The sequence below is a fragment of the Paracidovorax wautersii genome, assembly GCF_900113035.1.
Taxonomy (GTDB): Bacteria; Pseudomonadota; Gammaproteobacteria; order Burkholderiales; family Burkholderiaceae_C; genus Paracidovorax; species Paracidovorax wautersii.
Window position 1 is genome coordinate 34,417 of record NZ_FONX01000010.1, and the last position, 23,825, is coordinate 58,241.

The 23,825-nt window shown below is 71.1% G+C and carries 22 protein-coding genes; 13 read left to right on the top strand and 9 right to left on the bottom strand.

The annotated features are described in order from the left end of the window. The first annotated feature begins 18 nt into the window (after positions 1-18). From BM070_RS14895 to BM070_RS14925, 7 genes are all read left to right on the top strand, one after another. Positions 19-1,719 carry a dipeptide ABC transporter ATP-binding protein gene (locus BM070_RS14895; protein WP_092940209.1) on the top strand — a complete coding sequence of 567 codons (1,701 nt, stop codon included), beginning with the start codon at positions 19-21 and terminating at the stop codon, positions 1,717-1,719. Positions 1,720-1,733: 14 nt separating this feature from the next. Next, the gene (locus BM070_RS14900) at positions 1,734-2,465 is read left to right on the top strand and encodes an AzlC family ABC transporter permease (RefSeq protein WP_245785239.1); all 732 of its coding nucleotides are present in this window, start codon (positions 1,734-1,736) and stop codon (positions 2,463-2,465) included. A 17-nt stretch (positions 2,466-2,482) separates the two neighbouring features. Beyond that, positions 2,483-2,830: an AzlD domain-containing protein gene (locus BM070_RS14905; RefSeq protein ID WP_092940211.1), complete on the top strand. Its 348-nt coding sequence runs from the start codon at positions 2,483-2,485 to the stop codon at positions 2,828-2,830. Between the two features lie 52 nt (positions 2,831-2,882). Continuing rightward, positions 2,883-4,358, top strand: a complete 1,476-nt coding sequence (locus tag BM070_RS14910) for an amidase (protein ID WP_092940212.1) — start codon at positions 2,883-2,885, stop codon at positions 4,356-4,358. Between the two features lie 76 nt (positions 4,359-4,434). After that, positions 4,435-5,319: a PPK2 family polyphosphate kinase gene (locus BM070_RS14915; protein ID WP_092940213.1), complete on the top strand. Its 885-nt coding sequence runs from the start codon at positions 4,435-4,437 to the stop codon at positions 5,317-5,319. A 95-nt stretch (positions 5,320-5,414) separates the two neighbouring features. Next, positions 5,415-6,077 carry a DUF4197 domain-containing protein gene (locus BM070_RS14920; protein WP_092940214.1) on the top strand — a complete coding sequence of 221 codons (663 nt, stop codon included), beginning with the start codon at positions 5,415-5,417 and terminating at the stop codon, positions 6,075-6,077. A 190-nt stretch (positions 6,078-6,267) separates the two neighbouring features. Then, complete coding sequence (locus BM070_RS14925; protein WP_092940215.1) at positions 6,268-7,569, top strand: Glu/Leu/Phe/Val family dehydrogenase; 1,302 nt, start codon at positions 6,268-6,270, stop codon at positions 7,567-7,569. A gap of 84 nt (positions 7,570-7,653) precedes the next feature. Here BM070_RS14925 and BM070_RS14930 read toward each other — a convergent pair whose 3' ends face one another. The 5 genes from BM070_RS14930 to BM070_RS14950 all read right to left on the bottom strand — a co-directional run bounded on the left by BM070_RS14930 (position 7,654) and on the right by BM070_RS14950 (position 11,873). Continuing rightward, on the bottom strand, positions 7,654-8,766 hold the full coding sequence (locus BM070_RS14930; protein ID WP_245785240.1) for a hypothetical protein: 1,113 nt from the start codon (positions 8,764-8,766) through the stop codon (positions 7,654-7,656). Positions 8,767-8,891: 125 nt separating this feature from the next. After that, a complete protein-coding gene (locus BM070_RS14935) occupies positions 8,892-9,473 on the bottom strand; it encodes a cytochrome b (RefSeq protein WP_092940216.1) in 582 nt (193 codons plus the stop codon). Between the two features lie 48 nt (positions 9,474-9,521). Continuing rightward, entirely contained in the window at positions 9,522-10,160 is a 639-nt protein-coding gene (locus BM070_RS14940; RefSeq protein ID WP_092940217.1) for a TetR/AcrR family transcriptional regulator, read from the bottom strand. Between the two features lie 242 nt (positions 10,161-10,402). Next, positions 10,403-10,780: an argininosuccinate lyase gene (locus tag BM070_RS14945; protein WP_175518512.1), complete on the bottom strand. Its 378-nt coding sequence runs from the start codon at positions 10,778-10,780 to the stop codon at positions 10,403-10,405. 244 nt (positions 10,781-11,024) lie between these two features. Beyond that, positions 11,025-11,873: a hypothetical protein gene (locus tag BM070_RS14950; RefSeq protein ID WP_092940219.1), complete on the bottom strand. Its 849-nt coding sequence runs from the start codon at positions 11,871-11,873 to the stop codon at positions 11,025-11,027. Between the two features lie 142 nt (positions 11,874-12,015). Here BM070_RS14950 and BM070_RS14955 point away from each other — a divergent pair, with 142 nt between their 5' ends. Continuing rightward, positions 12,016-13,332 carry a serine hydrolase gene (locus BM070_RS14955; protein WP_092940220.1) on the top strand — a complete coding sequence of 439 codons (1,317 nt, stop codon included), beginning with the start codon at positions 12,016-12,018 and terminating at the stop codon, positions 13,330-13,332. After that, positions 13,217-14,356 (top strand): serine hydrolase, encoded by a 1,140-nt coding sequence (locus BM070_RS14960; RefSeq protein ID WP_092940221.1) that lies wholly within the window; start codon positions 13,217-13,219, stop codon positions 14,354-14,356. The genes BM070_RS14955 and BM070_RS14960 overlap by 116 nt, the downstream gene beginning before the upstream one ends. 123 nt (positions 14,357-14,479) lie before the next feature. Here BM070_RS14960 and BM070_RS14965 read toward each other — a convergent pair whose 3' ends face one another. After that, positions 14,480-14,953, bottom strand: coding sequence for an FKBP-type peptidyl-prolyl cis-trans isomerase (locus BM070_RS14965; RefSeq protein ID WP_092940222.1), 474 nt, complete (start codon positions 14,951-14,953; stop codon positions 14,480-14,482). Positions 14,954-15,115: 162 nt separating this feature from the next. Then, the gene (locus tag BM070_RS14970) at positions 15,116-16,180 is read right to left on the bottom strand and encodes a pirin family protein (RefSeq protein ID WP_092940323.1); all 1,065 of its coding nucleotides are present in this window, start codon (positions 16,178-16,180) and stop codon (positions 15,116-15,118) included. A 265-nt stretch (positions 16,181-16,445) separates the two neighbouring features. On the opposite strand from BM070_RS14970, the gene mnmA reads away from it, so the two are divergent. Beyond that, positions 16,446-17,561 carry a tRNA 2-thiouridine(34) synthase MnmA gene (gene mnmA, locus BM070_RS14975; protein WP_092940223.1) on the top strand — a complete coding sequence of 372 codons (1,116 nt, stop codon included), beginning with the start codon at positions 16,446-16,448 and terminating at the stop codon, positions 17,559-17,561. Between the two features lie 343 nt (positions 17,562-17,904). Next, positions 17,905-19,566 carry an L-lactate permease gene (locus tag BM070_RS14980; RefSeq protein ID WP_092940224.1) on the top strand — a complete coding sequence of 554 codons (1,662 nt, stop codon included), beginning with the start codon at positions 17,905-17,907 and terminating at the stop codon, positions 19,564-19,566. Between the two features lie 123 nt (positions 19,567-19,689). Here BM070_RS14980 and BM070_RS14985 read toward each other — a convergent pair whose 3' ends face one another. Beyond that, complete coding sequence (locus BM070_RS14985) at positions 19,690-20,631, bottom strand: DMT family transporter (protein ID WP_092940225.1); 942 nt, start codon at positions 20,629-20,631, stop codon at positions 19,690-19,692. Positions 20,632-20,726: 95 nt separating this feature from the next. On the opposite strand from BM070_RS14985, the gene BM070_RS14990 reads away from it, so the two are divergent. Then, positions 20,727-21,662, top strand: coding sequence for a LysR family transcriptional regulator (locus tag BM070_RS14990; RefSeq protein WP_175518513.1), 936 nt, complete (start codon positions 20,727-20,729; stop codon positions 21,660-21,662). Positions 21,663-21,696: 34 nt separating this feature from the next. Here the strand turns inward: BM070_RS14990 and BM070_RS14995 are convergent, their stop codons facing one another. Next, positions 21,697-22,044, bottom strand: coding sequence for a serine/threonine protein kinase (locus tag BM070_RS14995; RefSeq protein WP_092940227.1), 348 nt, complete (start codon positions 22,042-22,044; stop codon positions 21,697-21,699). 347 nt (positions 22,045-22,391) lie between these two features. Here BM070_RS14995 and BM070_RS15000 point away from each other — a divergent pair, with 347 nt between their 5' ends. After that, the gene (locus tag BM070_RS15000; RefSeq protein WP_092940228.1) at positions 22,392-23,633 is read left to right on the top strand and encodes a sensor domain-containing phosphodiesterase; all 1,242 of its coding nucleotides are present in this window, start codon (positions 22,392-22,394) and stop codon (positions 23,631-23,633) included. Positions 23,634-23,825 lie beyond the last annotated feature (192 nt).

Consider the following 23,825-nt stretch of genomic DNA (forward strand, 5'->3'; position numbering starts at 1 on the left):
ACGAGAAGGGCCCACGCCATGAAACCCCATCCCCAACAACGCGCGCTCGGCGAAGTGCTGGCCGGCGCTGCCGCAGGCTCCGCCGCCGCGCCCTCCACCGTGCTGGAAGTGCGCGGCCTGCAGGTGGCCCTGCCCGCCGATGCCGACCGGCCCCACGCCATCGCTCAGCTCGACGTGCGCATCGAGGCCGGCCGCACGCTGTGCATCGTGGGCGAATCGGGCTCGGGCAAGTCGGTGCTCGCCACCACCGTGATGGGGCTGCTGGCCAAGGGCCTTGCCATCACGTCGGGCGACATCGCGCTGGGCGGCGAGCCGCTGCTGCAGGCCGGCCGCTACGTGCCCGAAAGCCGGCTGCGCGCGTTGCGCGGCCGCGTCATGGGCATGGTGTTCCAGGAGCCGATGACCGCGCTCAACCCGGTGCTGGCCTGCGGCGAGCAGATCGACGAGCTGCTGCGCACCCACACCACCGAAGGCGCCGCCGAGCGCAAGCGCCGCATCCTCCAGGTGTTCGAGCGCGTGCGCCTGCCCGACCCCGAACGCATCTTCGCCAGCTACCCGCACCAGCTCTCGGGCGGCCAGCGCCAGCGCATCGTGATCGCCATGGCCATCATCCTGAAGCCGCGCCTGCTGATCTGCGACGAGCCCACCACAGCGCTGGACGTGACCACGCAGGCCGAGATCCTGCAGCTCATCGCCGAGCTGCAGGCCGAGCAGGGCAGCGCCGTGCTGTTCATCACGCACGACATGGGCGTGGTGGCCGAGATCGCCGACGAGGTGATGGTCATGCACCGCGGCGCGCTGGTGGAGCACGGCCCCTGCGAACAGGTGCTGCGCCAGCCGCGCGAGGACTACACCCGCATGCTGCTGGCCGCCGTGCCCGGCATGACGCCGCCGCCCGCGCGCGAGCTGCCCGGCGGCAAGCCGCTGCTGCAGGGCCAGGGCGTGGGCAAGACCTACACCCGCCGCGACTGGCTGGGCCGCGCCCGCCACAACACCGCGCTGCAGGACGCGAGCGTGGCCGTGCACCGCGGCGAGACGGTGGGCGTGGTGGGCGAATCGGGCTCGGGCAAGTCCACCTTCGCGCGCTGCATGATCCGGCTGATCGACCCTACCGAGGGCCGCATCGCCTGGGGCGAGCGCGAGGTGCAGTCGCTGCCCGAAAGCCGGCTGCGCCCGCTGCGCTCGCGCGTGCAGGTGGTGTTCCAGGACCCGAACCGCTCGCTCAACCCGCGCCGCACGGTGGGCTCCTCGATGATCGAAGGCGCCATGAACTTCGGCATGGACCGGCGCCACGCCCAGCGCACGGCCGAAGAGCTGATGGACCGCATCCAGCTGCCGCGCACCGCGCTGCAGCGCTATCCGCACCAGTTCTCGGGCGGGCAGCGCCAGCGGCTGGCCATCGCCCGCGCCATCGCCTGCCAGCCCCAGGTGCTGGTGGCCGACGAGGCCGTGTCGGCGCTCGACGTGTCGGTGCAGGCGCAGATCCTGGACCTGCTGCGCGAGCTGCAGCGCGACCTGGGCCTGGGCATCCTCTTCATCACCCACGACCTGCGCGTGGCCGCCCAGCTGTGCGACCGCGTGATCGTGATGAGCCAGGGACGCATCGTCGAGGAAGGCGCCACCGCCGCCGTGTTCGGCGCGCCCGCGCACGGCTACACGCGCCGCCTGCTGGCCGCCGCGCCCCGCGCCGAGCTGGCCGGCGCCGCCGCTGTCATCTGATGCCGTCGCTTTCCTTGCCACGGCGCCGCCTGCTGCCCGCCGATGCGGCCTGGCGCCGCGCCTTCGCGCGCGGCGGGCGCGACATCGCCGGCGCCGCGCTGGGCACGGTGGCCATGGGGCTGGTGACGGGCGTGGCCATGCGCAACAGCGGCCTGGGGCTGGAACTGGTGCTGGCCATGTCGCTGCTGGTGTTCGCCAGCGCCTCGCAGCTGGCCTGCCTGCCGCTGATCGCCGTGGGCGCGCCGCTCTGGATCATCGCCGCCACCGCCGGGGTGCTGAACCTGCGCTTCGTCGTGTTCAGCGTGCACTGGCGGCGCTACTTCGGCGGCCACGGGCGCGGCCGGCGCATGCTGCTGGCCTACCTGGCGGGCGACCCGATCTATGCGCGCTTCGTGCAGCGCTTTCCGCAGCCCGCGCCGGGCGGGCGCGCCACGCCCGAGCAGCAGGGCTACTTCCTGGGGCTGGCGCTCACCAACTGGGCGGCCTGGCAGGCAGCGTCGCTGGCCGGCATCTTCCTGGCCGATGCGATCCCCACCGCCTGGGGGCTGCGCTTCGTGGGCGTGCTGGCGCTGCTGGCGCTGGCCCTGCCCATGCTGGTGGACCGCGCCGTGCGCTGCTCGGCCGCCGCCGCCGCGGTGGTGGCGCTGGCCACTGCCTCCTGGCCCATGGGGCTGAACGTGGTCATGGCGATCGCCACGGCCTTCGCGGTGGGCATCTGGGCCGACCGCCGCTGGAACAAGGCCTGAGAGCCGCAGCCACCGCCATGCCCTTCGCCGCAGAGAACCTCCTCCCCTGGCTGGCCGTCATCGCCCTGGTGCTGGTCACCGTGCTCACGCGCAGCTTCTTCCTGCTGCCGCACGGCGAGCCGCGCCTGCCCGGCTGGCTGCGCCAGGGCCTGCGCCACGCGCCCGTGGCCGCGCTGCTGGCCATGGTGGTGCCGGAAATCTTCCTGAACCAGGGCCACCTGCCGTCGGACTGGCGCGATGCGCGCCTGGCCGCCGTGGCCGCCGCCCTGCTCTACCACTGGGCCCGGCGCGGCGACGTGACGGGCACCATACTCACCGGCACGGCGACGCTGCTGGTGCTGCGCCTGGGCCTGGGCTGGGCCTGAGCGCGGCAGGACGACAACGCAAACATCCCTACGAACGAACGCAAGGTACGACATGAGCTTGGCAATGACTTGGGACGAATGGGCCGCCCACGACGCGGTGGGCCTGGCCGAGAGGGTGCGCCGGGGCGAGGTGACCGCCGCCGAACTGGCCGCCCAGGCGGCGGCCGGCGTGGCGAAGGTGAACCCCGCCCTGAGCGCGGTGGTGGAGGTCTTCGCCGATGCGGTGGCCGATCCGCTGCAGGCCGGCGTGAATGCCGAGGGCCCGCTGGCCGGCGTGCCCTTCTTCATGAAGGACCTGGGCCCCACCCTGGCCGGCCGGCTGCAGGAGCAGGGCTCGCTCTTCATGCGCGGCAACCGCCCCACCGAAGACGCCTGGCTCACGCGGCAGATGCGCCGCGCGGGGCTGAACCTCATGGGCCGCACCACCACGCCGGAATTCGGCGTCTGCAGCTCGGCCGAGAACCCGGCCGTCTATGTCACGCGCAACCCCTGGAACACCGGCTACACCACCTGCGGCTCCTCCGCCGGCACGGCCGCCATCGTGGCGGCGGGCGTGGTGCCGATGTCGCACGCCACCGACGGCGGCGGCTCCATCCGCATCCCGGCGGGCTTCAACGGCAACATCGGCCTCAAGCCCTCGCGCGGCGTGTTCTCCATCGCGCCGCAGGCTTCGGACATCACGGGCTATGTCTCCACCCAGGGCTGCCACAGCCGCACGGTGCGCGACACGGCCGCCTTCGTCGATGCCTGCCGGGGCGGCGCGCCGGGCGAGTTCATGCCCTACTGGACGGCGCCCGAGCCCTATACAGAACTGATCCGGCGCGATCCGGCCCGCCTGCGCATCGCGCTCTCGCACGAATGGGGCGACTACCGCGCCACGCCCGCCATCGTGGCCGAGCTGGAAAAGGCCGGCCGCTTCCTGGAAGGCCTGGGCCACCACGTCGAATGGGCGCTGCCGCAGGTGGACCTGCGCGCCGCCTTCCGCGCCCAGACCACCTGCTACATCAGCAACTTCGCCCAGGTCATCAACGGCCTGCTGGAGCGGCGCGGCCTCGAATCGCCGCCCGCCGACCTGATCGAGCCCATCAACATCCGCATCTGGGAGGCCGGCCGCGACCTGCCCTATGCCGAGCGCCACCGCATGCAGACCGTGTTCAACACCACGGCGCGCGGCTTCGGCGCCTTCTTCGAGGAGTGGGACATCATCCTCACCCCCATCACCGCGCGGCCCACGCCGCCCGTGGGCACCACCGAATACCTCACCACCAGCAGCAACCCCGACGTGCTGGACTGGTTCGACAACCTCTGGCAGTTCTTCGCCTACACGCCGCTCTCCAACCTCTGCGGCATTCCGGCCCTCTCGCTGCCCATGGGCGCGCAGGACCACGGCCTGCCCTTCGGCATCCACGCCCAGGCCCGGCAGGGCCACGACGGCCTGCTGCTGCAGCTGGCTGCGCAGATCGAGCGCGCGCTGGGCGGGCGCTGGAACGATGGCCGCCGGCCCGGGGTGCATGTGACGCAGGCTTAGCCTTCGGCCCACAAGCTGAGGCCCGCGGCGCGGCTACAGTGTTTCCTCCCACAAGAAGCAGAGACGAGACGCGCCGATGGACTTCGCACCCTTTTCCCGCATCGATCCCGATCTGGCCCGGCAATGGGCCGACTGGCAGCCCCAGGCCTTCGCCAGCCTGCCCGCCCACCGCAAGGACGTGCCCGAACCCCTGGCGCTGGAGCGCTTCGACCCCGGCGCCAAGCCCTTCTCGCAAGGCGACAAGGCCAAGGACAAGGCCGCGGTGGAGGCCCTGGCCGCGGAGCTGGACGGCCTGCAGAACCTGCTCTACGCCGACCGGCGCTACAAGCTGCTGGTGCTGCTGCAGGGCACCGACACCTCGGGCAAGGACGGCACCATCCGCGGCGTGTTCGGCCGCATGAGCGCCCTGGGCCTGCGCGCCGTGGGCTGGCGTGCACCCACCGACGTGGAGCGCGCACATGACTACCTCTGGCGCATCCACGCCCAGGTGCCCGGGGCCGGCGAGACCGTGGTCTTCAACCGCAGCCACTACGAAGACGTGCTGGTGCCCGTGGTGCAGGGCTGGATCACGCCCGAGCAGCACGCCCAGCGCCTGGCGCACATCAACGACTTCGAGCGCATGCTGGCCGAGACCGGCACGGTGATCGTCAAGTTCATGCTGCACATCGGCAAGGACGAGCAGCGCGAGCGTCTGCAGGAGCGGCTGGACGACCCGGCCAAGCACTGGAAGTTCGAGATGGGCGACATCGAGGCGCGCAAGCAGTGGGACGACTACCAGCGCGCCTACGCCACCCTGCTGGCCGCCACGCACACGCCCTGGGCACCGTGGACCATCGTGCCGGCCAATTCCAAGACCCACCGCAACCTGATGATCGCCACCGTGCTGCGCGAGGTGCTGCAGAAACTCGACCTGCGCTACCCCGAGGGCGATCCGGCGCTCTCCAAGTTCAAGGTCGAATAGCGCAGGGTGCGGCGCGGGGTGTGTGGCGTGGTGGCGGCCCGGCCCGGGCCCCGCCGCACAATGGCGCGCATGTTCCTGTTTCGGAGACCGCTCCCATGACCTCCCGCTTCTCCTTCTGGCGCGCCCTGGGCGCCACCGCCACCCTGGCCTGTGCGGCCCTCGCGGCCCAGCCCGCCGCCGCGCAGGCGCCCTCCTTCGGCATCAAGCCGCTGCTGGCCCAGGCGTCCGACGCCGCGCTCGACAAGCTCTCGCAGCCCGGCGCCTTCTCGGCCGATTCGGCCATCCGCATCGGCCTGCCGGGCGCGGCGGGCCACGGCGGCGTGGGCAAGCTGCTGGACCTGGCCCAGCAGTCGGGCCTGTCGGGCAACCTCGATGCGGCCCTGAACCGCGCCGCCGAACAGGCCGCCGCGCAGGCCAAGCCCATCTTCCGCGCCGCCATCGACCGCGCCACGCTCAACGACGCCATCGACATCGCCCGGGGCGGCAGCACCGGCGCCACCGACTACCTGCGCAAGAGCACGGGCGCACAGGTCACCAGCCAGCTCAAGCCCCTGGTGCGCAACGCCCTGCAGGCCAGCGGCGTGCTGCAGAAGACGGCCCAGCTCTCGGCGCTGGGCTTCGACGAGGCGCGCCTCTCGGACTACGTGGCCGGCAAGACCGCCGACGGCATCTTCACCTATGTGGGCCGCGAGGAAACCCGCATGCGGCAGGACCCGATCGGCACCGGCACGCAGCTGCTCAAGGGCCTGGGCTTCTGACCTTATCGCGCCGTAGCCCTTGTTGAATCTGGGTAAGATGCTATGGTTTTTGATGGTCCGTCGGGATCGCACGGCGTTCGGCAAGGTTATGCATCCGATGCATAACCCCGAAACACTCCGGCCTTGGACAGCCGCCGGGGGCAGGCATACAGTCATCCGCCTGAACTGACTTCCTTCAAGGAACCTCCGTATGTCGAACACCCCCGACACCCTCGTCCAGCACGCCGTGCCCTCCTACCTCCAGGCCGACCACCTCGGCCCCTGGGGCAACTACCTGCAGCAGGTGGACCGCGTCACGCCGTACCTCGGCGGCCTCGCGCGCTGGGTCGAAACGCTCAAGCGCCCCAAGCGCATCCTGATCGTTGACGTGCCCATCGAGCTGGACAACGGCACCATCGCCCACTTCGAGGGCTACCGCGTGCAGCACAACCTGAGCCGCGGCCCCGGCAAGGGCGGCGTGCGCTTCCACCAGGACGTGACGCTGTCCGAAGTGATGGCGCTCTCGGCCTGGATGTCGGTGAAGAACGCGGCCGTGAACGTGCCCTACGGCGGTGCCAAGGGCGGCATCCGCGTCGATCCCAAGAAGCTCTCGCGCGGCGAACTCGAACGCCTCACGCGCCGCTACACCAGCGAGATCGGCCTGCTGATCGGCCCCTCCAAGGACATTCCCGCGCCTGACGTAAACACCAACGGCCAGGTCATGGCCTGGATGATGGACACGTACTCCATGAACGTGGGCGCCACCGCCACCGGCGTGGTCACCGGCAAGCCCGTGGACCTGGGCGGCTCGCTCGGCCGCGTCGAGGCCACCGGCCGCGGCGTCTTCACCGTGGGCGTGGAAGCCGCCAAGCTCACCGGCCTGCCCATCGAAGGCGCACGCGTCGCCGTGCAGGGCTTCGGCAACGTCGGCGGCATCGCCGGCAAGCTCTTCGCCGAAGCGGGAGCCAAGGTCGTCGCCGTGCAGGACCACACCGGCACCATCTTCAACAAGGACGGCCTGGCCGTGCCGGCGCTGCTGGCGTATGTGCGGCACACCGGCGGCGTGGGCGGCTTCGCCGGCGCCGAGACCATCGCCAACGAAGACTTCTGGAGCGTGGACTGCGAGATCCTGATCCCCGCCGCGCTGGAGAACCAGATCACCAAGGACAACGCCGGCAAGATCAAGGCCAAGCTGGTGATCGAAGGCGCCAACGGCCCCACCACCACCGAGGCCGACGACATCCTGGCCGACAAGGGCGTGCTGGTGCTGCCCGACGTGATCGCCAACGCCGGCGGCGTGACGGTCAGCTACTTCGAATGGGTGCAGGACTTCTCCAGCTTCTTCTGGAGCGAGGACGAGATCAACGCCCGCCTGGTCCGCATCATGCAGGAGGCCTTCGCGGGCATCTGGCACGTGGCCCAGGAACACAAAGTCACGCTGCGCACCGCCACCTTCATCGTGGCCTGCCAGCGCATCCTGAGCGCCCGCGAAATGCGCGGCCTCTATCCCTGATGCATTGACGTCGGCGAACCCGACAGCGAACCCCTGCCGCGCGCGCCCATCCGGCCCGCGCGGCAGCCAGAAGCCGCCAGCGCCCTACCCGGGCCCTGGCGGTTTGTCGTTGTGCGGGGGCGGCGGCAGCCGCTCGCCCAGGCGCTGCGCTTCATCCGCAGGCGCCACGCGCAGCGCCATGCAGAAGGGCTGCACGCAGGCGGCCTGGCCCAGATAGGGGCAGCCGGGCGTGTCGCAGGGCGTGCCCTGGCCGCCGCGCGCGTCTTCGTCCTCCTCGGGCGGGCGCCAGCCGGCGGCTTGCAGGGCGGCCATCTGCAGCCAGGGGTCGCCCGCGCTGCGCGGGTCGCGCCCATAGACGGTGGCGGCCTGCGCGGCGAGCCAGGGCGTGACATCGAGGGCCAGCAGCGCGCTGGTGCGGGCACCGTCCGCCTCCGGCGACTGCAGCACCAGCGCGAAGAGGCCCGACGCCAGCGCCTGGGGCCGGCCGGCGAAGGCGGCGGACAGCGGGCTTGCGGCATTGGCGCCAGCGGCCGATGGGGGCTGTTCCTGCAGCCACGCGGCGGGCACGCGCAGCGCCACGGCCACGGGGCGGGCGCCTTCGCCCGTCTGCACCGCGCCCTGCCCCACCAGCCAGGTGCGCAGCGGCGGCAGGGCCGTGTCTTCGTGGGCGGCGAGCTGCGCCTCCAGCGCGGCGGACCAGGGCTGGGCGGCCACCACGCGCTGCGGCGCCTGGCCGGGCGCGGTCAGCTGGCGTACCAGCGCGTCGAGCACCTGGCGCAGCGGCGCGGGCACGCCGCCCGTGGGCCAGGGCGTGGTGCGCAGCGGGGCGGCGGCATCGGTGGCCGCTGCGGCGGGCCGGCCCAGGCTGGCCAGCGGCGCCTGCGCGGGCCGCCCGTCCGACCCGCCCGCTGCGCTGCCGGTGCGGCCGGGCGCATCGCCGCCTTCCGCGCCCTGCAGGCTTTCACGGGCCTGGGGCGAGAGGCTCACGCGGTCGGGCGTGGCGGGCTGGGGCAGTGGCGGCGGGGCGATGAACTGCGGCGGCACGGCGCCGGGCTGCAGCGTGGCCGGAAACGATGCCTCTGCCGGCGTGGCGCCGGCAGGGCGCAGCAGCATGTTCTGCCGCTGCAGCGCAGCCTCGGCCAGCGCGCGGGCGGCCGGCGCCAGCGGCGTGCGGGGCGGGTCGATGGGGGAGGCCATGCCGTTGTGCCAGGGAAGGTGCGTGGGATGCGGGCACAGTGTGGCAGAGATGCGCCGGCGGCGGCGCATGGCCCGCTGACGCCGCCGGCAGGGGCGCGGCGTCAGGCGGGGGGCTCGGGGCGGACTCAGTCGCGGCCGGGCAGCATGCGCGTGAGCACGCCGTCGCGCCGCACGCGGTGGTGGTAGAGCGCGGCGGCCACGTGCAGCAGCACCATCACCCAGGCCACGTATTTGCCGATGAAGTGGTGCACCACGTCGATGGGCGCCTCGAAGGCCTCCCAGCTCAGGCCCCAGGTGTGGCTGATCCAGCCGAATAGCGCGGATTCGTTGAAGCCGGGGATGGTGAAGAGGCCGAAGTGCGTCGGCGCGCCCGTGCCGATGTAGCCGGTGAAGGGCATCACGATCATCAGCGCATAGAGGCCCCAGTGCGCGGCGTGGGCCAGCGCGTGTTCCAGCGGGGTGCCGGGCGGGTCTTCGGGCTGCACGCTGGACAGGCGCCAGAACAGCCGGGGCAGCACCATGAAGCCCACGATCAGGCCCAGCACCCAGTGGATGTTGAGCACCGGCAGGGACTCGTCGGAGGTGTCGTCCATGAACCAGATCACGTAATAGACGATGACATAGGCGCCGATGAAGGCGGCGGCGCTCGTCCAGTGGAAGAACTTGGCGAGGGCGCCGAAACGGGTGGGGGTGTTGGTCCACTGCATGGCGAAGGCTCCTGGATGAGGGTGGGTGGAGTGTGGGTAAAAGGCGTGTCAGGAACGGGTGGCGCGCAGGCCGCCCAGGAGCCGGTCGAGCGCATCGCTGGCCTGGGCCAGACGCTCGGCCGGGTCGCCGTCGGTCTCGGCGATCCAGAAGGAGGCTTCGGTGACCACGCCGTAGAGCATGCGGGCCATGGCGCCGGCATGCAGCGGGGCGGCCACCGTGCCCTGGTCGATCAGTCCCTGCAGCGCGGCTTCGAGCGCGGCGATGCCGACCGACTGCGCGGCCTGCGGCACGTCGCCGAAGACGGCGCGCGCATCCTGCAGGATGATGCGGCGGATCTCGGGGTCCAGCGCCAGCTCCAGGTAGGTGCGGCAGCGGCGGCGCAGGCCCTCCCAGGGCGTGGGGGCGGCGTCGGAAACGGCCCGCAGGCGCTCGCCGACCTCGGCCTCGATCTGCTCGATGACGGCGGTCAGCAGCCCTTGCTTGCTGCCGAAGTGGTGGTAGAGCGCCCCGCGCGTCAGCCCGGCCTGGGCCGTGAACTCGTCCATCGAGGTCTGGGCATAGCCCTGGGTGGCGAAGGCGCGCCGCGCCGTCGCCAGCAGGCGGGCGCGGGTGGCCTCCATGGCCTCGGCGCGCCGGGTCCGTGGCGGTGCGGGCGGCGCTGCAGTGGTGGCGGGGTCGGTTGACATACGCGGCGTATGTTAAACCGCTTTGCCGATTTCACATACGCGGCGTAGGTGAAAGGCCCAAGGTCTTGTCGGGGCGGGGGCGGTCACGCCGGCGGGCCGCAGGGCGGTGATATGGCTCTGTGCCAGAACCCCTGCCCAGGGTTTCCGTGCGAGCCGGAGTGATTTCCAGGCCCGGAAAAGACAAAGGCCCGGGCGGCATTGCCGACCGGGCCTTTGCATGAATGAGTCAACCGATCAGGCGATCAATCGAAGGTCGCAGACGTCTTGCCCGAAGAGCGGTTGTATTTGATCGTGATCTTTTCCACCGAGCACAGGTCGATATTCGACCAGACGGCCGAAGAATTGTCGTCCGAATAAACGACTTTCAGATCCCAGCGGCAGGTCTTCGCAGCGCGATGAAACTTGATTTCCCATGCTTCGCCATCGGCCAGGGCGTCTTTGCCGAGCACGTCCTCTTCCCAGTCGTCCGATTTGCTGGGGGAGACGAAAACGGCGTCAATATCGTATCCAGTCCGGTTGATCAGCGTGAAATCCTGCTTGGCGTCAGCAGCATGTGCCGAGCCGATGCCGGCAGCGAGAGCTCCGATCATGATTGCGATCGAGAGAAGAAATTTACGCATGGGAACCTCCAGATGGAAATGGAATGTGATTTTTGAAATGCGCTCGGCCTGAATTGCGCGGGCGCGATTGTGTCAAGAACCCGTGTATATGAAACAAAGACGCATGGGTTATTCATGCGACTCGTGGATTCAGGTCATGCCATCGGGGCAATGCACTGCATTTCTGTCGGAACGGGGCGCAATACCGCCTACCGCCCGAACGTGATGCCGCAATACGAGATGCGGTGGCCTGGCCAGAAAGGGTTCAGGGGCCGTCCGGGTCGTCCGGCACATCGCCCAGCTGCGCCTGCGCGGGCTCGTCGGGCAGGCGCAGCGGCGTGGCCTTGCCCAGTGCCATCCACACCGCGAAGGGCAGCGTGCAGCGGGCATGGCGGGCGGGGCGCAGCAGCTCGAAGCGGCCCTCGCCCGGGCCGCCTTCGTCCAGCGTGCCGTGCATCACCCAGACGCCGAACTGCTCGGGAATCTCCTCGGGCGCGGCCACGCCGGCCGGGAAGACGTAGTAGCACTCCTCGCACAGCCACTGGTAGGCCTGGCGCTTTTCGGCGTGGCGCAGGTCGGAGAGCAGATCGGCGCGGCTGGCCTTGATCTCGTGCACCATGGGCTGCAGGTAGGCCGGCACGCTGGTGTTGCGCACCGAGAAAAGATCGGGCCGCGCCATGCGCCAGACCTGCGCGGCGGGCGGCGGCGTGGCCGTGCCGCCGTCGCCCTCGTCCGCCCAGAGCGTGGGCCCGGCAGCCGGCCGCGCGGGTGGGAGGGCGGCGCCCGCAGGGGCTGCCGGGGCCTCCAGCGCGGCGCGCAGGGCCAGTTCGCGCCAGACGATGCGCCCGCCCGCCAGCAGATGGTGGGCGAAGCGCTGGGCCAGCCGGTCGTGGGCCGAGAGCGCCCGCAGGCCGCGCTGGCGCGCCTGGGCCAGCAGGGCGATGCCGGCATCGGTGAGCCGCAGCAGCTCGTGCCCCTCGCGCGTGGCGTGCTGGGCGATCAGCCCGGCGGCGAGCAGGTCGATCTCCAGCGCGTCCTTGCAGGGCCAGCCGGCGGAGCGCCAGATCTGCATGAGGCGCGTGCGGTGGGATCGGGTGGGTTGGAAGTCCGGCATGAACCACTGATGATAAAACCAGTACGCCCTTGCTGCCCATGCGCTGCCGTCCGACACGGGCGCCGCCTGGGGTGCTACGCGGCGGCGCAGGTGCGCACGGTACGGTGGCGGTTGCCTTCATTGCCGCACCCTGGCCTGCCCCATGCCCTTGATCCGCTTTCCGCTGCCGATCCCGAAGCCCGCCTCGTCCACCCCGAGCCGTGCGCTGAACCGTGCGCTGAGCCGCGCCCTCGCCGCCCTGGCCGTGTGCGCGCTGCCCGGCCTGCCGGCCCGGGCGCAGGTACCGGCGCCGCCGGCCGTCCCCGCCTCCGTGGCCGGCGGCGCCGCAGCGCCTGCCGCCGTGCCCGCGCCCTGGGTGCCGGCACTGCAGCGCGGGCTGGAGCGGGCCGCCACCCTGCCCGGCGCCACGGCCTTCGGCGTCTATGTGCGCGATCTGGACACGGGCGATGCGCTCTCGTTCCATGGCGCCGAGCGCTGGTACCTGGCCTCGTCGGTCAAGGTGCCGGTGGCGATCGCCGTGCTGCGCGGCGTGGAGCGCGGCGCCTTCACGCTCGACACGCCGCTCACGCTGCGCGAGGCCGACTACGTGGACGGCGCCGGCCCCACCAAGCGCCAGGCGGCGGGCACGCCGCTCACCGTGCGCTGGCTGCTGGAGCAGATGATCGTCTTCAGCGACAACACCGCCAGCGACATGCTGATCGAGCTGGTCGGCCTGCCCGCCGTGAACGCCGTGGCGCAGGAGGCCGCGCCCGGCGGGCTGGAGCGCATCACCACCCTGGCCGACGTGCGCCGCCAGGCCTATGCGCAGCTCACGCCCGAGGCGCTGCACCTGTCGGGCCGCGACTTCCTGGAGCTCAAGGCCCAGCGCGGCGACCGCGAGGTCAAGGACACGCTGGCGCGCCTGCTGCACGTGGCGCCCGCCAGCCTGCGGCCGCTGGGCGTGGGCGAGGCCTTCGAGGCCTACTACGCCACCGGCCTCAATTCCGGCCGGCTCGACGCCTATGGCGAGCTGCTCGCGCAGCTGGCGCAGGGCCGGCTGCTGAACCCCGCCCACACCCGCTACCTGCTGGGCGTGATGGAGCGCGTGCAGACCGGCCCGCAGCGCATCAAGGCCGGCCTGCCCGCCGGCGTGACCTTCGCCCACAAGACCGGCACCCAGCGCGCCCGCACCTGCGATTCGGGCCTCATCACCCGGCCGGCCGATGCCCTGCACCCGCACGCGGTGCGCGCCATCGTCGTCGCCTGCACGCGGGGCGAGCCCTCCACCACCCGATCCGACCGCACGCTGCGGCAGGTCGGCATCGCGATCTGCCAGTCCGGCCTGCTGACCCACGGGAAACCCCATGACCTACCCTGCCCCACCACGGCTGCTGCCGCGTCCACCATCGTCCAACCGCGCGCGGCTGCTGCTCGCGCTGGCGCTGTGGACGGCGATCTGCTCGGCGGCGACGAGCCCTGACGCCGCGCTGGCCCAGCCCAGGGCGGCGGACAAACCTGCCGCCGACGGCGCCTGGGTCGCCGCCCTGCGCCAGCAGGTCGAGCGCATCGAAAAGGCCACGCCCGGCCAGCTGGGCGTGTACGTGAAGCGGCTGGACACGGGCGAGGTCTTCGCCCACCAGGCCGACCGGCCCTGGTACCTGGCCTCGTCCGCCAAGCTGCCGATCGCCATCGCCGTGCTGCAGGAGGTGGAAGCCGGCCGCCTGCGCGAAGACCAGGAACTGGCGGTGCAGGACGGCGACAAGGTGGACGGATCGGGCGGCGTGGTCTGGCAGGACAACGGCACGCGGCACGACGTGCAGGGCCTGCTGCGCCGCATGCTGATGGAAAGCGACAACACCGCCGCCAACATGCTGCTGCGCTCGGCCGGGCCCGACGTGGTGGCCCGCCGCGCGCGCAGCCTGCTGGGCGCGCGCGCCGGCCGCATCACCGACTTTTCCGAGGTGCGCTACGGCGTCTATGCCGAATTCCACCCCGATGCGCGCAAGCTCTCGCACGACGACCTGGTGCGCATCGCGGGCGCGCCGCAGGGCCCGCGCCGCGTGCAGGCCCTGGCGCGGGCGCTCGGCATGCCCGAATCGCAGCTGCAGGTGCGGACCATGGACGAGGCCTATGCGCGCTTCTACCGCCGGGGCGACAACACCGCGCCGCTGGTGGACTACGGCGCCATGCTGGAGCGCCTGGTGCGCGGCCAGCTGGTGAACGCGCAGCACCAGCAGCAGCTCTACAAGGACCTGAAGTTCGACACCTACGACGCCTACCGGCTCGAAGCCGGCCTGCCGCGCACGGTGCGCTTCATCCACAAGACCGGCACGCAGTTCCAGCGCGCCTGCCACATGGGCGTGATCGATCCGCAGGACGGCGGGCGGCGCGCCATCATCGTGGCGACCTGCGCCGAGGGGCTGGACGAGCAGAAGCAGGCCGGCCGCGCCTTCGAGGCCCTGGGCCGCGCCATCACGCAGACGGCGATCAAGGCGCGGGGCTGAATGCCCACCCTGCCCGGATCAAGATGATTTGAGCCGCCAGCCCTTGCAGATCAAGGGCCTTCAGCTATCGAATGAACAGCGGTTGGGCATGCGGGCGGATGGGCCGCCCGCCGCACCATCAAATCAATGGTGGTGGCCGTGGCCGCCATGCACGTGGCGGTGGGCGATCTCGTCCTGCGTGGCGGCGCGCACCTCGGTCACCTTGCCCGTGAAGCGCAGCGCGCGGCCAGCCAGCGGGTGATTGCCGTCCAGGTGCACTTCGGGGCCCTTGATCTTGACCACGTTGAAGACGGCGGGGTGGCCGTCGTTGCCCACGCCGCGCAACTGGCCGCCCACCTTCACGCCGGGCGGGAATTCGCTCTTGGGGATGGTGCGCACCAGGCTCTCGTCGCGCTCGCCGAAGGCATCGGCCACCGCCAGGTCCACCGTGACGGTCTGGCCCGCGGCCTGGCCTTCCAGGGCCGCCTCCACCTTGGCGAACAGGTTCTCGTAGCCGCCGTGCAGATAGGCCACGTCGCCCGAATCCAGCGGCTTGCCGGTGACGGGGTCGGTGATCTTGTACTGGAGGGTGACGGCGGTGTCCTTGGCGATCTGCATGGGTGGCGGTCCTGGGTGTCTGAAAGAGAAAAAAAGAGCCCGCGATTGTCGGCCATGGGGCAAGACTGCGGCGGGCGTGGGGCCGGGGGCTTTCCCTTGCCCCCTTTTCCTTCCTCTTGCCCTCCCCCCCCTTCCGGCCGCGTCAGGCCGAATCAGGCGGGATCAGGCCGTGGTGGCGGCTTCGGCGGGCAGCTCGTCCGCCTCGGTGCCCGGGCGGCGTGCGAAGCGCCGGGGCTCGGGGCCGTGCACCGGGGCGGCGTCGCCCCAGGGCCAGCCGCCGAATTCGGTGCGGCGGTAGTCCTGCAGCGCCTGCATGATCTCCTGCTGCGTGTTCATCACGAAGGGGCCGTACTGCACCACCGGCTCGCCCAGCGGGCGGCCCTGCAGCAGCAGGAATTCGGCGTCCTCGGTGCCGCCGTTGGCCAGCGTCACCGCCTCGCCCGCGCGCAGCTCCAGCGCGGCGTGGCCGGTGGCCTCGCCCGCCACGGTGACGCCGCTGCCCGCGAAGTGATACAGCATGCGGCGCGTGCCCTCGCCGGCGGCGGCCGGCAGCGTCCAGCGGGCGCCGGGCTCCAGGCGCAGCGTCCAGATGGCCACGTCCGACGCGGGCTGCGCGGCCCAGGAGCCGGGCGGCGGCGCCAGCGGCGCGGCACCCTCCAGCCGGCCGGCGATCACGGCGACGTGGGCGGCCGGGCCCTCCTGCGCATCGCCTTCGCGCAGCACCAGGCGCGGAATGCGCTCGGACCAGAGCATGGTGAAGTGCGGGTCCACCATCTTCTGGCGGGCGGGCAGGTTCAGCCAGATCTGGAACAGCTCCAGCGGGTTGGGGCCGGCGGCGTCGAGCAGCGGGAACATCTCGGCATGCACCACGCCGCGGCCGGCGGTCAGCCACTGCACGTCGCCCTGGCCGAAGCGGGCCGAGGCGCCCAGCGAGTCGCTGTGGTCGATCAGGCCTTCGCGCACGATGGTCACGGTCTCGAAGCCGCGGTGCGGGTGCGGCGGAAAGCCGGGCACCACGTCGCCGTGGTACATGCTCCAGCCGTCCTTGCCGGAGAAGTCCTGGCCGATCTGCCGGCCGGCCAGCGATGCGTCCGGGCCCAGCTCGGGCGTGCCGGCGGGATAGGCGTCGTCGTGGTGGGCGCAGAAGAGGAACGGGTCCAGCGTGGGCCAGAGTCCGCCGGCCAGCGGCTGGCGGCTGAGGATGGGCGAGGCGGTGGAAGCGGTCATGGCGGGGTCCTTCGGGTCGGCGTGGGGGCCCGCACGCGGCGGGCCATGGCTGAGCATATGGGGCCATCCGGCCGATGCGCCAGACCCCGCCAGCGCAACGCAGCGGTGCAGCCATGGAACGGTGGCGCGCCGCGTCGGGCATGGCAACCGGCCCCGGCGCGCATGCCATCAGCGCATGCAGCTATGGTTTCGATAGTGACGCGCCCGGCCTGCGCGGGCGGCCCCACGCGGGCACCGCCGCGCCGCCACGGGGATAATCGGCCCCATGAACAGCAAGCATCGGGTGGTAGTCGGGTTGTCGGGCGGGGTCGATTCCGCGGTCACCGCGCACCTGCTCAAGAAGCAGGGGCACGAGGTGGTCGGCATCTTCATGAAGAACTGGGAAGACGACGACGACAGCGAATACTGCTCGTCCAACATCGACTTCGTCGATGCCGCCGCCGTGGCCGACGTGATCGGCATCGAGATCGAGCACGTCAACTTCGCCGCCGACTATCGTGACCGCGTGTTCGCCGAGTTCCTGCGCGAATACCAGGCCGGCCGCACGCCCAACCCCGACGTGCTGTGCAACGCCGAGATCAAGTTCAAGGCCTTTCTCGACCACGCCATGCGCCTGGGCGCGGAAAAAATCGCCACCGGACATTACGCGAGGGTGCGGCAGAACGCGGCCACGGGCCTGTTCGAGCTGCTCAAGGGCCTGGACCCGTCCAAGGACCAGAGCTACTTCCTGCACCGGCTGAACCAGGCGCAGCTGTCCAAGACGCTGTTCCCCGTGGGCGAACTGCACAAGACCGAGGTGCGCCGCATCGCAGAGGAGATCGGCCTGCCCAACGCCAAGAAGAAGGATTCGACCGGCATCTGCTTCATCGGCGAGCGGCCGTTCCGCGAATTCCTCAACCGCTACATCCAGAAGGAACCCGGCTTCATCAAGGACGAGCGCGGCCGCGTGCTGGGCCGCCACCAGGGCCTGTCGTTCTACACGCTGGGCCAGCGCCAGGGCCTGGGGATCGGCGGCGTGAAGGAAAAAGGCGCCCAGCGCGGCGCGGGCGAGCACGCGCCCTGGTTCGTGGCCCGCAAGGAGCTGGACACCAACACCCTGCGCGTGGTGCAGGGCCACGACCACCCGTGGCTGCTCTCGCACACGCTGCAGGCGGCCGATGCGAGCTGGGTGGCCGGCCACCCGCCCGCCGCCGGCGCGCTGGCGGCCAAGTCGCGCTACCGCCAGCAGGACGCGGCCTGCACCCTGGCCGATGCGGATGCCGAGGGCCGCTTCGCCCTGCACTTCGCCGAGGCGCAATGGGCCGTCACGCCCGGCCAGAGCGCCGTGCTCTACGACGGCGAGGTCTGCCTGGGCGGCGGCGTCATCTCCGCCTGCGCCTGAATCTTCCGATCGATTGATCGCCTGATTGCCTGAGCGCGAGGGCGGCCCCCCCGCCCTGCCCCTGCGCGCTCCCTTTCGTTCGTCCGTCCATCCGTTCCCACCCGGCCCGCGGCCCTGCGGCCCGGGTGCGCCGCCGCTTGCGCTTGCTGACACGCCGCTGACGCGTTTGAAATCGGCTCAACCCGCGCGGACGGGATTTCACGCACGCGATGAAACATTCTCCATACATTCCCCATACATTCGGGCGACTGGCATGGAGCCGCCATGCGATGGGATGGGTTTGCCGTGCCTATCCATCCATCCGAAACAGACGAACAAACAAACGCATCGGAGACAAAGACTCATGATCTGGCAGCAAATCTACGACCCGTTCGGGAACATGTTCATCTCCACCGCGCTGGCCGCGATTCCGGTGGTAGTGATGCTCGGCGCACTCGGCTTCTTCCACATCAAGGCGCACATCGCCGCCGGCATGGGCCTGATCGCGGCCCTGCTGGTGGCCGTGTTCGCGTATGGCATGCCGGCGGAGATGGCCGGGCGCGCGGCCATGCTGGGCGGCTTCACCGGCCTCCTGCCCATCGGCTGGATCGTGCTGAACATCATCTTCCTGCACCAGCTCACCGAGCAGAACGGCAGCTTCAAGGTGCTGCAGGATTCGCTCTCGGGCATCACCGAAGACCGGCGCATCCAGCTGCTGCTGATCGCCTTCTGCTTCGGCGCCTTCTTCGAGGGCGCGGCCGGCTTCGGCACGCCGGTGGCCGTCACGGCCGCCATCCTGATCGGCCTGGGCTTCTCGCCGCTGGCCGCCTCGGGCCTGTCGCTGATCGCCAACACGGCGCCGGTGGCCTTCGGCGCCCTGGGCACGCCGGTCATCACGCTGGCGCAGGTGCACGGCTACGACCTGCACGCCGTCACGGCCATGATCGGCCGCCAGCTGCCCTTCTTCTCGCTGCTGGTGCCCTTCTGGCTGATCTGGGCCTTCGCGGGCTTCAAGGGCATGAAGGAAATCTGGCCGGCCATCCTGGTCACGGGCCTGTCCTTCGCGATCCCGCAGTTCCTGGTCGCCAACTTCATGGGGCCTGAGCTGGTGGACATCATCGCCGCCATCGTCTCGATGGTCTCGCTGGTGCTGTTCCTGCGCGTGTGGCAGCCCAAGAAGGTCTGGACCTCGCCGGCCATGCGCGGAAAGGACATCAGCGCCTCCGAAGCCAAGCCGGCGCAGCCCGTGGTGCGCCACAGCAAGGAAGCGCTGGTCGCGGCCTGGACGCCCTGGCTGATCCTGTCGGTGTTCGTCTTCGTCTGGGGCCTGCCGCCGGTCAAGGCCTGGCTCAACGGCCTGTTCGCGCCCAAGTTCCCGATCGAGGGGCTGCACAACATGATCATGAAGATGCCGCCGGTGGTGACCACGCCGCACCCGGAAGGCGCCGTCTACACGCTGAACCTGCTGTCCGCCACGGGCAGCGGCATCCTGCTGGCCGCCATCGTCTCGGCGCTGGTGATGAAGTACAACCCCGTCGCCATCGTGCGGACCTTCTTCAAGACGCTGTGGATGGTGCGCTACTCGCTGCTGACCATCGTGCTGATGCTGGCGCTGGGCACCCTGACGCGCTTCTCCGGCACCGACACCACCCTGGGCCTGGCCTTCGCCAACACCGGCGTGCTCTACCCCTTCTTCGGCACGCTGATGGGCTGGATCGGCGTGGCGCTGACGGGCTCGGACACGGCCTCGAACGTGCTCTTCGGCGGCATGCAGAAGGTCGCGGCCGACCAGCTGGGCCTGTCGCCCAACCTCATGGGCGCGGCCAACAGCTCCGGCGGCGTGATGGGCAAGATGATCGACGCGCAGTCCATCGTCGTCGCCTCCACCGCCACGCGCTGGTTCAACCACGAAGGCGACATCCTGCGCTACGTGTTCTTCCACTCCATCGCCCTGGCCTGCCTGGTGGGTGTGTTCGTGACCATGCAGGCCTACGTCTGGCCGTTCACGCTGATGGTGGTGCGCTGACCTGGGGCACCGCTCCCGCTCTTTTGCATGCTTTGGGGCTCCAGCGCTTGATTGGCAAGCGCTGCATGCTATGAAAAGCAGAGCGGTTTGAACTTCACGGGCGCCTTCGGGCGCCCGTCGTCATTAGGGGCCGCTGCGGCGCGTGACCCACCAGGCCGAGGCGACGATCAGCAGCCCGCCGGCCCAGCCCTCCGCCGTCATGCGCTCGCCCATCCACAGCACGGCGATGAGCGCGCCCCAGAGCGGCTCGCTGCCCATGAGCAGCGCCACGCGCGAGGGGCTGGTGCGCGTGGCCGCATGGTTCTGCACGAAGAAGGCGAAGAGCGTGCAGCACAGTACTAGGAAGGCCATGGCCGCCCAGAAGGGCACGCTGCGCGGCAGCGCCGGCCAGGCGGTGCCGTGGGTGGCCAGCATCAGCAGGGCCGAGCCCGCTGCCATCACGCCCATCTGCACGGCGGTGAGCGTGAGCGCCGGCAGCCCGTGCCGCTGGCCCTGGCGCCGCGTGAGGCAGACCATCACGCCGCGCAGCAGCGCCGCCAGCACCATCAGCCCGTCGCCCCCGTTCAGGCCCGCCGACGCCCGGCCGTGCTGGAACGCCAGCAGCCCCGCGCCCAGCAGCGACAGGCCTGCCGCCGCCAGCACCGTGCGGCTGGGCCGCACCCCCAGCAGCCACCATTCGCACAGCGGCGTGAAGGCCACGCAGAGGCTTATCAGAAACGCCGCGTTCGATGCCGTGGTGAGCGACACGCCGAAGGTCTCGCACACGAAGATCACCAGCAGGTTGATGCCCAGCAGCGTGGCCCCGGCCAGCGCCGCGCGCCACGACTGCGCCGCCCGCAGGCCCCGCAGCGCCGGCAGCAGCAGCACGAAGGTCAGCCCGAAGCGCAGCACCAGGAACTGCAGCACCGGCACCTGCGCCGTGGCGAGCTTGGCGGCGCTGTAGCTGCCGCCCCAGATCACGGCCACCAGCAGCAGCAGCGCCTCGACCCGGCCGAAGGCGGCGGGCACGGGCGCGCGGGCCAGCGGGGGCAGGGTGGGGCGGTCGGCCAGTGTCGAAGGCTGCATGCGGTGGGCTCGGGAGAATGCGAAACGAAGGCCCGGATGTTCGCCGCGCCCCCCGGCCTTGACTAGACTGGCCCGCAGAACAGGAGCTGTGCAGCGTGAGAACAGACGATTTCCAGGACGTGATGCATGAACTCGTCGCCTTCGTGCGCGTGGCCGAGTCGGGCAGCTTCTCGGCCGCGGCGCGGCGGCACGGGCTCACCCCTTCGGCCGTGAGCCGGCAGGTGGCGCGGCTGGAAGGCGCCCTGGGCGTATCGCTGCTGCAGCGCAGCACGCGCCAGCTGCGCCTGACCGAGGCGGGCCTGGCCGTGCTGGAGCGCGGCCGCGAGATGGTGGCCGCCGCCCAGGCCAGCCTGCGCGTGGCGCAGGGCCATGTGGGCACGCCGCAGGGGCTGATCCGCCTCAGCGCGCCCAAGGCCTTCGCGCGCCATGTGCTGCAGGCGCCGCTGCTGGCGTTCCTGCGCGCCTACCCCGAGGTGGACGTGCATCTGATGGTGGTGGACCGGCCCGTGGACGCGCTGCGCGAAGGCGTCGATCTGGTCGTGCGCCTGACCGACGACCCACCGCCCGGCATGGCCGCGCGCGCCCTGATGCCGGTGCAGCAATGGGCGCTCGCCAGCCCCGCCTATCTGGCCGCCCAACCCCGCATCCGCACCCCGCAGGACTTGATGGCGCACAGCTGCCTGCCGCTGGGCGAGCAGGCCGGGGATGCGCGCTGGCGCTTCGTGCGCCAATCCGGCGGCAAGGAAAGGGAAGCGGTGGAAGTCGCCGTGTCGGGCCGCTGCGCCGTCAACCACAGCGAAATGCGCCTGGCCGCCATCGAGGCCGGCCTGGGCGTGGGCTGCGTGCCCGATTTCGTCGCGCGCGATGCGCTGGCGGCCGGCCGCGTGGTGCGCCTGCTGCCCGAATGGACGGTGGACACGCTCTACCAGGGCACGGCGTACCTGCTGTTTCCCGCAGCGCGGCACATGCCGCCCAAGCTGCGGGCGCTGATCGACCACCTGGCCGCCGCGCTGGCGCCGGCCGGGCGTTGAGCCGGGGCTGAACAGGCGCCGAAAAACGGCGCGCTCAGCCCTGGCGCTTGAGGTCCGGGTCGCTCGGCCCGTTGGTGTCCGACATCAGCTCCGCCGGCGGCTTCAGGTCGCCCTCGTCGGCGCCGTCGTCCTTCCATGTGCCGCCCTGGCGGGCGGTGTTGCCGCGCGGGTGGCCCATGTCGGTGCCGTCGTCGAAGTTCAGCGGGCCGTCCTGCGGCATGTCGTCGAAGGCATGGGCGGACACGTCCTCGATCGAGTCGGCCACGTCGTCTTCCGCGCTCAGGCGGTCGTTGATGTCCTCGCCCTCGGGCAGCTCGGCATTCGGGTCGGCGGACGGGTCGATGCCGGGTTCGTCGTTATCGATGGAAACGGGGGTACGCATGGCGGTGGACTCCTGGGGGTGTGTCGTGCGGCGGCCCGGGCAGAGCCGCCGTGGCCCTCCAGCTTGCCGCCCCCGCAGAGTGCGCCCCGTGGGTGCACGGCCTGCCGCGCGGTAGGAGCTGGCCGGCAGGGCGGCGGGCCCGGTTGATCTGCCTCAAGGAGGCGCCGTCCGGTGCCGGTGCGCAGCATGGAATCTTGGGATATTCCCCTGCTGCGCAGGGAGGAAACCGCCTATAAGCGAATCGTCTCGGGCGACCGATAGATATGAGCATTGCTGAGTCGAGGAAGGCAGCCAGGCGGTACGGGAGCCGCCAGCCGCCTCGCAGCGATCCGCCCGAAGGAGGAGACATGTCGGCACCACCAGGACCATCGCCACACTACACCGATCCGCTGGCACCTTTCTTCGAGCACTCGGTCGGCGCTGCGGGCCTGGAGCGGGTGCTGCACGCGGTGCGCCGCCATCTGTCGATGGACGTGGCCTTCGTGTCGCGCTTCCGCGAGACCGACCGGGTGCTGGACCACCTGGACGCCGAGCCCGGCTGCCCGCTGCGCGCCGGCCAGGCGATCCCGCTCTCGCAGGGCTATTGCCTGAAGGTGTTCCGGGGCGAGCTGCCCGCCTTCATCCCCGACACCTCCCTCATCCCGGCCGCGATGGCCATCCCCGAAACCCTGGCCGTTCCGATCGGCTCGCACCTGAGCGTGCCCATCGTGCTGGCCAACCAGCGGCTCTTCGGCACCCTGTGCTGCTTCAGCTACCAGCCCGTCGCCACGCTGACCGAGCGCGACATGGACGTGCTGCGCGCCTTCGCCGAGTTCCTGGGCTTCCACTTCGACGCGGCGGCCCGCAGCGAAGAGCAGCAGGCCACGGTCGCCCACGACATCCGCATGGCCATGGCCGCCGACAGCCTGCGCATCGTCTTCCAGCCCGTCTATGGCATCGCGCAGCGCCGCATCCACGGCTTCGAATGCCTGGCGCGCTTCGACGCCGAGCCCCGCCGCCCGCCCGACCAGTGGTTCAGCGCGGCCCACGCCGTGGGGCTGGGCATGGAGCTGGAGCTGCACGCCATCCACAAGGCGCTGGCCGCGCTGCAGGCCTTTCCGCACGACGTGCGGCTGAACGTGAACTGCTCGCCCGAACTCATCATCTCGGGCACCCTGCAGCCGCTGCTGGACGACGGCACCGACTTCTCCCGCGTGGTGCTCGAAGTCACCGAACACGCCATCGTCAACGACTACGCCGCCCTGGCCCAGGCGCTGGGGCCCTTCCGCGCCCGCGGCGCGCGGCTGGCCGTGGACGACGCGGGTGCCGGCTACGCCAGCATGCGCCACATCCTCAACCTGCAGCCCGAGGTCATCAAGCTCGACATGAGCATCACCCAGTCCATCGACCGCGACAGCCACCGCCGCGCGCTTGCCAAGGGCCTCATCAGCTTCGCGCACGAGATCGGCAGCCAGCTCGTCGCCGAAGGCGTGGAGCAGGCCGCCGAGCTGGACGTGCTGAGCCAGCTCGGCGTGGACTTCGCCCAGGGCTACTACCTGGCCCGGCCGCTGGCGCTGGAAGAGGCGGTCTGGCGGGCGCGGGACCACTGAGCACCGAAGAAGCCGGGCGCCCGGGCCGTAAAAAAAGCCTCTTCCCCGCGAGAGGAAGAGGCTTCCGGGCGGCCTATTTCAACAAGCCGGCAAGCCCCCGCCTCCGACTGAACCCATCCCGGAAAGACGGTGAGCAGGTTCTAAGAACGTGTTCACGATCTCCCAGGGGTCGCGCAGCTACGTCGGCGGGAT